Source organism: Halonotius sp. F2-221B, from assembly GCF_046719765.1.
GTDB lineage: Archaea > Halobacteriota > Halobacteria > Halobacteriales > Haloferacaceae > Halonotius.
Map to the genome: position 1 here is coordinate 19466 of NZ_JABEBY010000002.1, position 13209 is coordinate 32674.

General features: G+C 57.8%; 11 protein-coding genes. 5 read left to right on the top strand and 6 right to left on the bottom strand.

Translation table 11 applies throughout. The features are described 5' to 3' along the window. Window positions 1-4 precede the first annotated feature (4 nt). The 4 genes from HKK80_RS01305 to HKK80_RS01320 form a co-directional block, all read right to left on the bottom strand. On the bottom strand, window positions 5-1171 hold the full coding sequence (locus tag HKK80_RS01305; protein ID WP_411797807.1) for a DegT/DnrJ/EryC1/StrS family aminotransferase: 1167 nt from the start codon (window positions 1169-1171) through the stop codon (window positions 5-7). Window positions 1172-1227: 56 nt separating this feature from the next. Beyond that, a complete protein-coding gene (locus tag HKK80_RS01310; protein WP_411797808.1) occupies window positions 1228-1863 on the bottom strand; it encodes an IS6 family transposase in 636 nt (211 codons plus the stop codon). Window positions 1864-1967: 104 nt separating this feature from the next. Next, complete coding sequence (locus HKK80_RS01315; RefSeq protein WP_411797809.1) at window positions 1968-2879, bottom strand: glycosyltransferase; 912 nt, start codon at window positions 2877-2879, stop codon at window positions 1968-1970. Between the two features lie 77 nt (window positions 2880-2956). Further along, on the bottom strand, window positions 2957-4105 hold the full coding sequence (locus HKK80_RS01320; protein WP_411797810.1) for an NAD-dependent epimerase/dehydratase family protein: 1149 nt from the start codon (window positions 4103-4105) through the stop codon (window positions 2957-2959). A 112-nt stretch (window positions 4106-4217) separates the two neighbouring features. On the opposite strand from HKK80_RS01320, the gene HKK80_RS01325 reads away from it, so the two are divergent. The 5 genes from HKK80_RS01325 to carB all read left to right on the top strand — a co-directional run bounded on the left by HKK80_RS01325 (window position 4218) and on the right by carB (window position 12442). Next, window positions 4218-7214: an oligosaccharyl transferase, archaeosortase A system-associated gene (locus HKK80_RS01325; RefSeq protein WP_411797811.1), complete on the top strand. Its 2997-nt coding sequence runs from the start codon at window positions 4218-4220 to the stop codon at window positions 7212-7214. Window positions 7215-7218: 4 nt separating this feature from the next. After that, window positions 7219-8178: a DUF368 domain-containing protein gene (locus HKK80_RS01330; RefSeq protein WP_411797812.1), complete on the top strand. Its 960-nt coding sequence runs from the start codon at window positions 7219-7221 to the stop codon at window positions 8176-8178. Between the two features lie 102 nt (window positions 8179-8280). Beyond that, window positions 8281-8556 carry a hypothetical protein gene (locus tag HKK80_RS01335; RefSeq protein WP_411797813.1) on the top strand — a complete coding sequence of 92 codons (276 nt, stop codon included), beginning with the start codon at window positions 8281-8283 and terminating at the stop codon, window positions 8554-8556. Beyond that, window positions 8553-8993: a type II toxin-antitoxin system VapC family toxin gene (locus tag HKK80_RS01340; RefSeq protein WP_411797814.1), complete on the top strand. Its 441-nt coding sequence runs from the start codon at window positions 8553-8555 to the stop codon at window positions 8991-8993. Before HKK80_RS01335 ends, HKK80_RS01340 begins: the two co-directional genes overlap by 4 nt. A 233-nt stretch (window positions 8994-9226) precedes the next feature. Next, a complete protein-coding gene (gene carB / locus HKK80_RS01345; RefSeq protein ID WP_411797815.1) occupies window positions 9227-12442 on the top strand; it encodes a carbamoyl-phosphate synthase large subunit in 3216 nt (1071 codons plus the stop codon). 30 nt (window positions 12443-12472) lie between these two features. Here carB and HKK80_RS01350 read toward each other — a convergent pair whose 3' ends face one another. Together HKK80_RS01350 and HKK80_RS01355 are read right to left on the bottom strand one after the other, a co-directional pair. Further along, window positions 12473-12826, bottom strand: coding sequence for a type II toxin-antitoxin system PemK/MazF family toxin (locus HKK80_RS01350; RefSeq protein ID WP_411797816.1), 354 nt, complete (start codon window positions 12824-12826; stop codon window positions 12473-12475). 10 nt (window positions 12827-12836) lie between these two features. Beyond that, the gene (locus tag HKK80_RS01355) at window positions 12837-13112 is read right to left on the bottom strand and encodes an AbrB/MazE/SpoVT family DNA-binding domain-containing protein (RefSeq protein ID WP_411797817.1); all 276 of its coding nucleotides are present in this window, start codon (window positions 13110-13112) and stop codon (window positions 12837-12839) included. Window positions 13113-13209 lie beyond the last annotated feature (97 nt).

Sequence of the window (13209 nt, forward strand, 5' to 3'; positions counted from 1 at the left end):
TAGACTAGCTGTCTTCGGGATCGAACGCGCGGATAGTCTCGATGACGTACTCAATGTCTTCGTTTTCTAGTCCGGGATGGTTCGGTAATCCGATCATACTACCAACAATCTTCTCTACGTTCGGCAGCGACAGATCGTAGTCGTGATCGTTGGGGTTGGCACTCCACGGAAATTCTGAATTAAATCCTCGGTGATCGGCAAACACCGGCTGGTCGTACAGCGGCATGTTGTATCTATGCCGAGTCTCAACACCACGCTCTCTGAGTTCTGCCCAGACTTCTTTTCCTGTCATCCCAATCTTATCTTCTTGTACCTCGAAGGGAGCCCAAAAGTATGCGTGGTCGACATAGCTACGTACTGCTGCGGGTTCGAGCCAGTCGAGATCATCCAGTTCAGTGAGGAGATATTCGCTCATTTCACGTCGTCGTTCGTTGAAGCCGTCGAGTCTGTCGACTTGTGCTGTACCGATTGCACCATTGAGGTCACTCATTCTATAATTATACCCAAGAGTGATGTGTGTATCACGGTCAGCCATGCCGTGGCTTCTAAGCATGCGGAGGTTCTCAGCGATCGCTTTGTTATCAGTTGTTACAATGCCTCCCTCCCCGGTTGTGATATTCTTTGTCGCATAAAATGAAAAACACCCGACATTACCGATTGATCCAACTTTTTGATTCTTATAAGACGCGCCATGTGCCTGTGCTGCATCTTCAATAACGTACAAATCGTGTCTGTCGGCAAACTCACATATTTCATCCATTTCAGCCGGATGGCCATAGAGATGCACCGGCATTATGGCGAATGCTTCATCGGTGAGACAACGTTCAAGATCTGTGTGATCGAGTGTGTAGAGTTCACGGTCAATATCAGCAAAAACAGGCACTCCTCCTTGGTGAACCACTGCTGTCGCCGTTGATCCAAAAGTGAGTGATGGGACAATAACTTCCTCCCCAGGCTCTAACCCGAGAGCTTTGAGTACAAGCTGTATCGCAGTTGTTCCATTGGAGACCGCGACGGCATAGTCAGTACCGACATAGTTGGCCCACTTTTTTTCGAACTCCTCAACCATTGGACCCTGGAGAAATCGACCCGAATCAAGCACCTCGTTGACGTTTTCGTGTTCGGCCTCACCGAGTATTGGCTCAGCAACACTCACATATCTGTCAGCCATACTGTGGCTGTGCCTTCAAACATAATTAAGCCGTTGGTCGGTACGCTTGGTAGTGTTCAGATAAGCTGGTTCCATGCGAAGCTGAACGATCTGAGCCAGTCGTCGGCTGTGTCTGCTGAGGCGTTGCTGAAACAGTTCGAGAAACAGACAGTTCTGCGTTTTAGTTCTCTGAAGACACGTTCGACAGCGTTCCGATTTCCTTGTTTCTCGTATCTGAAATCGTAGCCGGCTCGGTGACAGGCAGCCTGTAATGAGTGGGCACCATCAATGAGAAAGACGGCGTCAGCAACGTCGTGTTTCTCGCTGAGCTCAGCGAGAAACACTTCTGCGAGTCCGGTGTTAGTCGTCGGTTCAAGGGTTTTATACAGGAATTCGTTTGTCTCTGGATCAACCGCTGCGTACAGCCAATATCGCTCGTCGTTGAGGTGGATCACCGTTTCATCAACCGCAACGTGATTCGGGCTCTTCCCGGACGTGGGCTGTAGATCGGCTTTGTGAACCCAGTTATGCACGGTTGATCGAGCGCGTTCGACACCGAATACCTCAAGTACAGAAACAGTATTCGAAAGTGATAATCCAGACAAATGCAGCTGAATACTGAGCTTCATAAGAAACTCCGGTGTCGCTTCTCGTTCCACAAAGTCTAACTCAATTTGGTCGATACTGCCACTGAGGCGTCCGAATTCTTCCATAACCACGTAGAACTCGTGACGCCTCACTTTTCACTCCTTATCTGAACACTGCCGTACGCTTTACCAGCAGTCACGGTGAGTGTCCTGAAGGCTTGCCCGGGAGTTCACCGCCAGCGGAGAATCCCATACAGATAGCCGATTCCGGTCGCTGCGAGCAACACGAACAGCATCGCCAGCTGAGTAGCCCTTGTTTTGCTCGGAGAGACGAGAAGGTTCCAGATGCGGCGGGGGATGTATCGGAGGAGCAGCCGACGTAGTTGTTCGGACTCTTCATCAGAGGACTCCGGGACGAGCTTCTCTATCGCTCGCTTTGAGTACCCTTGCCAGAATGCCCGTTCTACTAACCATTTTGGCTCAGTTCGGTACTGGTAGATTTTGTGACTCGCGACGGCATCAGGGGTATAAATAACACCTTCTCCATAGATCTGACCCAGTCGGGAACAGAACTCAGTTTCTCGCCCTTGGACACTCGATGGATCGATTCCGCCTTGTTTGATGCCACCCAATTTTAGGAACACATCACGCTTGAACGAGATGTTCGCCCCGAAGGTGTTTCTGACCTCACGTTCCTCCATCGGGAACCCGCGGTGGGTAACGCCGATGAGAAAGTAGAACTCTTCAGGGATGTATTCGGCTTTGATGTCGACCCAGTCGGCAGTCATTTTTCCCCCGACTGCGATCGCGTCGTGCCGCTCGTAGGCGTCGACGAGCTGTTCGACCCAGTCTTTTTTCGGCACGGCGTCGTCGTCGGTCAGCGCGACGACCTCGCCCGACGCTTGGATCGCGCCCATGTTCGCGCGGCTTAGCGGGCCCGCATCGTCGTGACTTAGATAACTGACGACGCTCTCCTCGTCGCCATAATCCTCAGACACTCGTTCGTAAACTACCTCATTGCCGTCGACGATCACAACGACCTCAACATCATCGTACGTCTGAGTGAGCAAGGCGTCGACGCACTCACAAAAATCAGGATATCGATCAAGTGAGTAGGTCGGAACAACGACAGAGACTTTCATACTTGTCAATTCGAACCCCTGATAGTAGGGTTTACGAAACGTCAAAACGACAGGGTTGTTTCGAGGCGATCTCCCGGTTAGTCGTCGGTCAACACGCCGGGAAGGAACCGATCCTCATGCGCAGCAATCCGGTCGCGCTCCTCAACGAGGGTTCCAAGAACATCACGGATCCCTGCCTCTAGTTCCTGTCGCTGTCCACCGACAAGGTCGAGGAATGCGTCGTTTTCCATCTCCATTTTGTGCTCTTCGTCCTCATTGCGCGGATTTTCGTAGTGTTTCACCTCGGTATCGAGATCGAACTCTTCGCCAACCTCGGCGATCGTTTCGGCGAGTTCGACGATCGCCACGGGACGAGTCACCTGATTGTAGATGTCGATCCCGTCGTCGCCGGAGTGGCCCTCCTCGACGAGTCGAACCAGACTTTCAACGGTATCCTCAAGACTTACCATCGGTTTCCGCTGTTCGCCCTTGCCGTAGACGGTAATCGGGTAGCCAGCAACAGCCTGGGCGCAAAACCGGTTGACCACTGTCCCGAAGTAGTAATCGAAATCGAATCGCGTTGGGCTGTCGTGGGCCTGCGTCTCCCCGGTTTCTGTCCCGTAGACGATCGCCGTCCGAATCTCGCTAATCGGGAACTCGAATTCTGAGTCGGCAAGCCGCATATTGGCGGCGTCGAAGGATTTGGTCACGTGGTACCAACTACCACCCATGTTCGGGAACGGAAGATCGTCGTTGCCACCCTGCCGGTCGACCTCAACTCCTCCTTCCGGGATCGGGAACTCCGGCGCGCCGTAGATGCCGGTCGTCGTCGTCTCAATGAAGTGGGTGTCGTCGAGCCCGCACTCGTCGAGCCCATGCAAGAGGTTGAGCGTCATCGAGACGTTGTTCTGCTGGGTGTACAACGCCCGCTCGCCGTTGATCGACGAGTAGGGCGCACTCGGTTGGGCGGCCGCATGGAGCACCGTCTCCGGCTCGTAGGTGTCGAGCAGTTGTAACACGAAGTCTCGGTCTGCAAGGTCTCCCTCGACAAGGCTCAGGTTGTCGACCGCTTCGAACCGCTCGCGTGGGTCTTCGATCTGTGTCGCTGAGACGCTGCCTGACTCTTCTACCCACTCACGGCGCGCGAAGTTGTCGACACAGATGATCCGCTCGTCGCGTTGGTTCGCCAGTCGCAGTGCAGTCGGCCAGCCAATGTACCCGTCAGCACCGGTCAATAGGACAGACATACGATTCAAGCTTCTACGTGTCGATATTTAAATCGGCTGCATCTTACCCTGTCGTCCGTTCTAACGAATGACTTCACAAGCCTTATTGACTGATTGAGACTGTGGCAAACTAATGAAAGATGCCGTGCTTGAATACATCCAGGGAGTGAAGCAGGCAGACTCCCCCGCTGATGTATTGAAACAAGTGTATCACATTCCGGTGTTGACGGCCGTTATCGCGTTCATGCTGGCCGTCCGGCTCCGCGCACTGGAAAACTTCCAAACCGATGGTGGCGTGACGTTCCGCGGCAACGATCCGTGGTATCACTTCCGGCAGACGAACTATTTGCTTGAACACTTCCCGACGACGATGCCGTTCGATCCGATGACGAACTATCCGACCGGAAAGAGCGTCGATCAGTTCGGGACGCTGTACGATCAGATCGTTTCCGGATTCATCCTACTCACCAGCTTCGGTGATCCCTCAACCGAGTACGCCGGGTTGATCATGCTTGTTGCCGCGCCGGTGTTCCTTACTGCGACTGTCATCCCCGCGTACCTCATCGCGGCCAGATTCGCTGGCCGCTGGCCGGCACTCGTCGGTATCGGCGTCTTCGCACTCCTTCCTGGGACGGTGCTTCGATACAGCTTGGTCGGCTTCTACGACCACAGCGCGGCCGAGGTCTTCTTCCAGACGCTCGGTGTGCTTGGCTTCGTGACGGCGATCGCCGTCGCCCAACAATCACAGCCGGTTTGGGAACTTATTGTTGACCGCGATCTCGACGCGCTTCGTCGACCACTTCTTTACTCCATCGGTGCCGGTGTTGCGGCAGCACTCTACATGTGGGCGTGGCCACCTGGAATTCTCTTAGTTGGCTTTACCGGGATCTTCTTTGCACTCAAAATCACGACCGACGTGTACCATGATCGGACGCCAGAACCGATGGTGTTCGCTGCTGGTGTTTCGATGACCGTCACCGGGCTGTTGATGTTTGTTCCATTGGAGAGTTTCACAATCGGGGCCGCATCTAAACATACACTGCTTCAAGTAATTCTTCCGCTCGGTGTTGGACTCGGTGCAGTTTTCCTCGCCTATCTTGCTCGACAATGGGAAAACAGAGAACTTGATCGTAGTTGGTATCCTGTCGTCGTCGGGTCGTTGATTCTTGTATCAGTAGTTGCCTTTTCAACCTTCGTGCGAGACCTCACTGGCAGTCTCCTTGCCCGCGTTGGGTTCAGTGCAACGGCTGGTGCACGGACGATCGGCGAAGCATCCCCACCACTCGCAGATAACCCGCCCTTCGAGTTCATCTACAGCGAGTATCGACTTGCACTGTTCACCGCGATCGCCGCCGCCCTGGTCATACTCGCTCGCCCGCTAATCAAAAGCGACAACACCCGCGACACAGGCTACGTCGCCGCCGCCCTCACAACAGTCGGCTTGATCTATCTCGGCTCACCCGTTGTCGACCAGATCGCCGGCGTCTTCGGGACGAGTTGGCAGGTGCTTGGATTGCTCATCAGCACCGGGCTGATCGTCGGTGCCACCCTCCGCCACCGCTACGACGCGACTGAACTCTACATCATTGTCTGGGGTGCGTTCATCGTCTCGGCGGCGTTCACCCAGATCCGGTTCAACTACTATCTCGCCGCCGTCGTTGCCGTCTTCAACGCGATCTTTATGGCCCAAGCAGCCGACCTCCTTGATATTCGGTCGACTGCCGGCTCAGTACGGGAGTCCGCAGAATCACTTGAAGGCTGGCAGGTTATCGTTGGTGTTACGATCATCTTCCTCGTCCTCGCACCCTTCGCGTTCCCAACGGTTGCGGCATGGGACACCGGCAGTGCCGACAGCAACCGTCCTGGTGCAGTCGAAATCTGGGGTGGCAGCTTAGAGTGGATGAACGAGGAAACACCAGCACCGGGAACACTCGAGGATCCTGACGCCGAGCCGATGGATCCAACCGGAACCTACGAACGACCCGCCGACGGCAACTTTGACTATCCAGACGGAGCGTATGGCGTCCAATCGTGGTGGGACTACGGCCACTGGATCACCGTCCATGGTGAACGCATCCCGAACGCCAACCCGTTCCAGGATGGTGCAAGACAGGCTGCCAATTTCCTGCTTGCCCCGAATGAAACGGCCGCCCAGACAGCCCTCAACGAGAAGATGGGCGAGGACGGCCAAACGCGGTACGTCATGATCGACTCCCAGATGGCCAACCCGAACTCGAAGTTCTCCGCGCCGACGGTGTTCAACGATGATGTGAGTTTCAACGATTACCTCGACGTGGTCTACCGGCAACGCGGCGAGCAGCTCCAGCCGGTCAGACTCCGCACCCAACAGTACTACGAGAGCCAGATGATCCGCCTATACGCCTATCACGGCAGCGCGGTCGAGCCATCCCCTATCGTTCTCGATACCGAACAGCAAACGGTTCCGACCCAGGGTGGCGGCGAAACCCAGGTTCGGGTCTTTGAGGGTGAAGCCCAAACGTTCGGCTCGCTTGCCGAGGCCGAAGCCTACGTCGAAGAGAACCCCGGCGCACAGCTCGGCGGCATCGGTGACAACCCCACTGAGCGTGTCGATGCCCTTGAGCACTATCGCCTCATCAAGGCCAGCGACACGCCGAGCCGGAACTATCTCAGCAGCTACCGCCGACTCCAACAGCAGACCAACGCCTCGACCGGCTCCCTGCTCCGAAACACGCCATCGTGGGTGAAGACCTTCGAGAAGGTGCCTGGGGCGACCATCGAGGGCTCGGGTGCCCCGGCCGGGAGTGAGGTGCGCGCCACGGTGCCGGTCGAGATCCCGGCCAGCGGCAACCAGTTTGCCTACACGCAGTATGCAACCGCCGACGAGAACGGCAACTTCGAGCTGACGGTGCCGTACTCGACGACCGGCTACGACGAGTTCGGCCCGGAAAACGGCTACACGAACGTCAGCGTTCGTGCTACGGGCGACTACCGGCTCCAGGCTACAGCCGATGACGGCGGCTTCTACGCCGGCACCGCCAGCGTCGATGAGGCACAGGTCGTCGGTGCCGACGAGACGGCCGTCGATGTCGAACTGAGCGAGGAACAGCCGCTCCAGCTCGGCGGCCAGTCCATCCAGGCCAGCGGCTAACCGAATGCCTCAACTCAGAGCCCTCGGTGGCGTCTATCTCCGCGGGCTTGCGATGGGGGCAGCCGATGCCGTCCCGGGCGTCTCCGGCGGCACCATCGCGCTGATCACCGGCATCTACGAGCGCCTGATCGCCGCGATCACCGCTGTCGACCCTGATCGGCTCCGACAGATCGTCGGGGGGCTCCGTACCGAGGGTCGTTCCAACGCCGTCGCCGCGCTCAGAGAGCTCGACGCTTTCTTTCTGGCCGCACTCGGCGGAGGAATCCTCACCGCCGTTGTCTCCGTGTTACGGCTTGTCAGCCTGCTTTTGGAGCTCGCGCCGGTCGCCACCCACGGCTTCTTTTTCGGCCTGATCGGCGCGTCGGCGGCCGTCCTCTACAGTGAGGTTTCGCTGGCGACCCGCGGTCGGCAACTCGCCGCCATCGCAGGCGTTGGGATCGCCTTCGCTCTCTCGGGGTATGCCGCAACCGCCCTCGGCTCATCGCTCTCGATCATCTTCGTCGCCGGCGCGGTCGCAGTCACCGCGATGGTGTTGCCCGGGGTCTCTGGGTCGCTGCTGTTGCTCATGCTCGGGCAGTACGACTACATGTCGACGACGCTCAGCAGGTTCACCGATGGGCTTGTTGCCGCGGCTCGCGGTAACGGCACCGACACTCTCACCGAAACCGCGCCGACGATCGCCGTCTTTCTGGCCGGCGGTGTCGTCGGCCTGTTTACCGTTGCCCACGCGGTTCGGTGGGCACTCACCAACTATCGTGAGGCAACACTCGTCTTTCTGGTGAGTCTCATTGTCGGTGCGTTGCGAGCCCCGGTCGTCCAAACTGGGATCGAACTTACTGCGGCCGGCCGTGCGTGGACACCCGAATCGATCGGGCTCTTTGTTGCTGTCGCCGTCGTTGGTGCTGCTGTCGTTGTCGGTATCGATCGGCTCGCTGGTGGCGTTGGGGTCGGAACTCAGTTGTGAGACTGTGACGAAGTGGTGCAGCTATCTCTATGCGCTGAGACAATATTTCATCTCTCTTATATTGTGGAAACATTAACTACGTTGCATCTACAACTAACTGGTATGTCGACCGCTGTTAAGATGGATGAAGAGGCGAAAGCTGAACTTGAGGCACTCCAGGCCGAAATCAAGCTCAAAACAGGAAAAAAGGTCACCCAACAGGAGATCCTCTCCCAACTGATTCGGTCAGCAACCGACGATCGATCCACGTTTATTGACTCCTTTCGCGACGGAGAAGTAGCTCTGAACGAGGCTGCTATTGACCAGTTCAACGAGGGGCAAATCTCCTCAGGTGTTGAGACGGATGAAGCCGATATCGACGAGATTCTATACGGATGAGCGTATTCGTCGACACCGGCGTTTTTTACGCGCACCACGATACCGACGCCAGCCGACATGCGGTCGGTGCCGAAGCGTTGACCGAAGTTCTCCGATCACCCGAATACGGCCAGGTCATGACAAGCGACTATATCTACGATGAGGCGGTCACGTTGACTCAAATGCGAACCGGCGATGTCGAAGCCGGCCTTGAGCTTGGCCGACGGATTCGCGGTGACGGCTATCCGTCAGCGATTGAACTCCTGTACTCCTCACAGAGATTGTTCGACCGTGCTGTGACCGTCCAGCAAACCTACGCCGACCACGGGTTCAGTTTTACTGACGCTTTCTCTGTGGCCATGGTCGAATCCAACGATATTGATTGCCTGCTGAGCTTCGACGATGACTTTGATGGGGTCGTCGATCGACTCGCTCCGGAAACGCTTGTTTCAGAATAACGGCGGTTTGATCCCAGCCGGAGCTCAACAGGCTGAACAACGTACTGATCACTATCTGTGCGCTTCTGCCGCTCCCGAAACCCTGTTGCGTGTTGATCTGAAAAACCCCGATACGAGAGAACCTCGAGTTGTCCACGGGTTGTGGTACCACACGCCTTCGAATTTCGAAACGAAGATGCGGATCTCGCAATCTTTCGTCGGCCTTATTACGATGAGCGTATTCCCCGAGCACAATGAGCGATGAGTCAGCGACAGACGAGGAGGATCGCACGATCCTGCTGATCGGCAGCGGGCCGATCCAGATCGGACAGGCCGCCGAATTCGACTACTCCGGCGCGCAAGCCTGCCGGGCACTCCAGGAGGAGGGCGCGCGCGTCGTCCTCGTCAACTCCAACCCGGCGACGATCATGACCGACCCGGAGATGGCCGACGAGGTCTACATCGAGCCGATCAACACCGAAGCCATCGCCGAGATCATCCGCAAGGAAAACCCTGACGGCGTCATCGCCGGGTTGGGCGGCCAGACCGGGCTCAACGTCACCGCCGAACTCGCCGAGGAGGGCGTCCTTGAGGAGTACGATGTCGAGATCATGGGCACCCCGCTCGACACCATTTACGCGACCGAAGACCGCGATCTGTTCCGCCAGCGGATGGAGGAGATCGACGAGCCGGTCGCCAAATCGACGACCATCTCCCTTGATGAGGACGAGTCGGTCACCGATTTCGACGAGGAAGCCTTCCGCGGTCGCGTCGAGGACGCCTTAGAGGAGGTCGGTGGCCTCCCTGTAATCGCCCGGACGACCTACACGCTTGGCGGATCGGGCTCGGGCATCGTCGACGACTTCGAGGAGCTCGTCGAGCGCGTCCGCAAGGGCCTGCGCCTCTCGCGGAACAGCGAGGTGCTCGTCACCGAGTCCATCGAGGGCTGGGTCGAACTCGAATACGAGGTCATGCGCGATGCCGACGACTCGACGGTCATCATCTGCAACATGGAGAACATCGATCCGATGGGGATCCACACCGGCGAGTCAACGGTCGTCACACCCTCCCAGGTCATCCCCGACAAGGGCCACCAGGAGATGCGCGATTCCGCGCTGAAGGTCATCCGCGAACTCGGCATCGAAGGCGGCTGTAACATCCAACACGCCTGGCGCGACGACGGGACGCCGGGCGGCGAGTACCGCGTTGTCGAGGTCAACCCCCGCGTGTCGCGTTCCTCGGCGCTCGCCTCGAAGGCAACCGGTTACCCCATCGCCCGCGTGACCGCGAAGGTCGCCCTCGGCAAACGCCTCCATGAGATTACCAACGAGATCACCGGCGAGACGACCGCCGCCTTCGAGCCCGCGATCGACTACGTTGTCACGAAGGTGCCGCGCTGGCCGATCGACAAGTTCGACGATGTGGACTTCGAGATCGACACCGCGATGAAATCGACCGGTGAGGCGATGGCGATCGGCTCAACCTTCGAGGAGTCGCTGATGAAGGCCCTGCGCTCCTCGGAGTACGACCCGGCTGTCAACTGGAACGAGGTCGACGGCAAAACCCTGGAAGCCGAGTATCTCGAACGCCCCTCACCCGACCGTCCCTACGCCATGTTTGAGGCCTTCGACCGCGGCTACTCCGTCCAGGAGATCATTGACCTCACCGGAATCAAAGAATGGTACGTCGAGCGGTTCAAACGCATCGCCGACGCCGCACAGGCCGCCCAGGACGGCGACTTCACGCCCGCGGCGACCAGCGGCTACACGAACACCGAGATCGCCGAGCTCACCGACGGCGGCGTCGATGTCGACACCGTCGAGCAGGAAGTCCCTGGCCGCAACTACAAACAGGTCGATACCTGTGCCGGCGAGTTCAAAGCCGAGACGCCGTACTACTACTCCGCACGCTTGCCGGAGTTCCACAGCGGCCCGCTGCTGGGTGAGGAGGCTGCCGGCGAGCTCAAAGTCGACAAGGAGACCGAAAGCGTCGTGGTCGTCGGTGGCGGCCCGATTCGGATCGGCCAGGGCGTCGAGTTCGACTACTGTTCGGTGCATGCCATCCAGGCCCTCCGCGATCTCGACATCGAGGCCCACGTTGTCAACAACAACCCAGAGACGGTCTCAACGGATTACGACACCTCCGACGGGCTGTTTTTCGATCCGATCTCCGCCGAAGAGGTCGCCGACGTGGTTGAGGCGACCGGTGCCGACGGCGTGATGGTGCAGTTCGGTGGCCAGACCTCCGTCAACATCGGCGAACCCCTCCAGGACGAAATCGACCGCCGCGGGCTGGACTGTGAGATCATGGGCACCACGGTCGAGGCGATGGATCTCGCCGAGGATCGTGACCGCTTCAACGAGCTCATGGACGATCTCGGCATCGCCCAGCCGGAGGGTGGCACCGCGACCTCAGAAAACGAGGCGCTGGAACTCGCCCACGAGATCGGCTATCCCGTCCTCGTCCGCCCGAGCTACGTGCTCGGCGGCCGTGCGATGCGCGTTGTCCACGACGACGCCGAACTCGAACACTACATCGAGGAGGCCGTTCGCGTTTCCCCGGATAAACCGATCCTCATCGACGAGTTCCTCAGCGACGCGGTCGAACTCGACGTTGATGCTGTTGCCGACGGCGAGGACGTGCTGATCGGCGGTATCATGGAACACGTCGAGAGCGCGGGTGTCCACTCCGGCGACTCGGCGTGTATGATCCCGCCGCGCTCGCTGTCCGAGGAGACCCTCGCCCGCGTCCGCGAGGTAACCGAGGATATCGCGGCCGCCCTCGATACGGTCGGCCTGCTCAACGTTCAGCTCGCCGTCCGCGACGGCGAGGTCTTCGTTCTCGAAGCCAACCCACGCTCCTCCCGCACTGTCCCGTTCGTCTCGAAGGCGACCGGCGTTCCGATCGCCAAGCTCGCGGCACAAGTGATGACCGGTCGCTCGCTGGACGAGCTCGATGTCGACGAGCAGATCCCCGAACAGACCAGCGTCAAGGAGGTTGTGCTGCCGTTCGATCGCCTCGATGGCTCCGATCCACGCCTCGGCCCGGAGATGAAATCCACCGGCGAGGTCATGGGCAGTGCCGACACCTTCGGCAAGGCCTACGACAAAGCCCAGGATGCAACGGGCAAGGCGATCCCGAAATCCGGGACAATCGCCCTCGACCTCTCGGATGAGGTCTTCCCCGATCCCGACACCGACGCCGGCGAGGAGTTGGCCGAGAGATTCGGTGAGTTCTTCGAGTTCAGCGACGCCGTCGATCTGATCGATGCCGCCCGCGCCGGCGAGCTCGATATCATTGTCTCCCGTGACCGCGATCTGTTGGAGGTTGCCGTCGAGGAGGAGATCACTTACTTCTCGACGCCGGCCAGCGCGAGAGCCGCGATCGAAGCCCTTCAGGCCAGCGACGAACCGATCGACGTCCAGTCGATCGCCAGCCGACCCAAACGCGTCGAGCAGTGGGGTAAATAACGAACGCGTCCTGTCGTTTTGACCACAGCCTCAGTACAGTCCAAGACTTTCTTTGATCGCTACGTTGATTTTTCTCAACTCTTCTGTGGGAACTGCTCCGAGTCGCTGTTGAACCCGTGCCTCGATGTCAACAACTCTAATTTGGCTTAGATCAGCGACGGAGTCAGCATCTAGCGGTGTTTCGGAAGCTAACAGTTCAACCTCAAACGGATATATATCATTTGGATCGTATTGTGTGGTAAATGGGGCAACGATTGTCGTTGGTGAGTGCTCGTTTCCGACATCGTTTTGAATCACCACACATGGTCTGTTTGTTCCTTGCTGTTCGCTTCCTTCTGTTGGATTCAGTCGAACCGTAACGATATCACCGCGACGGAGTTTCATATTCTCTCACCTATTCTTGCTCCGTCCATTCTGGTGCATCACCAAGTCGTTCAGTTGCTTCTGTGGAAGCATCTTCCATCTCCTCGGCAAGTGCGCGCGAGCGATCAGCGTACTTCCGGTAGCCTTCAGCAAGCCGCTCTTCATCGGTTGGTGGTTTTAGGACGATCTCATCGTCTGCTTCTATGATCGCTATCTCTTCACCACTTTTGAGTCCGTGACGTTCACGCAATTCTTTTGGAATCGTGATCTGTCCCCGCTCGCCGATCTTCCGTTTGTGTTCACTCATGTCTATTCATACTTTTTTCATACCCATAGAACTACCGGCTGAAGGAGCGAACATGAGGTATTGATCCGATTCAGGCTATCAACGTTCCGGTCGGTGT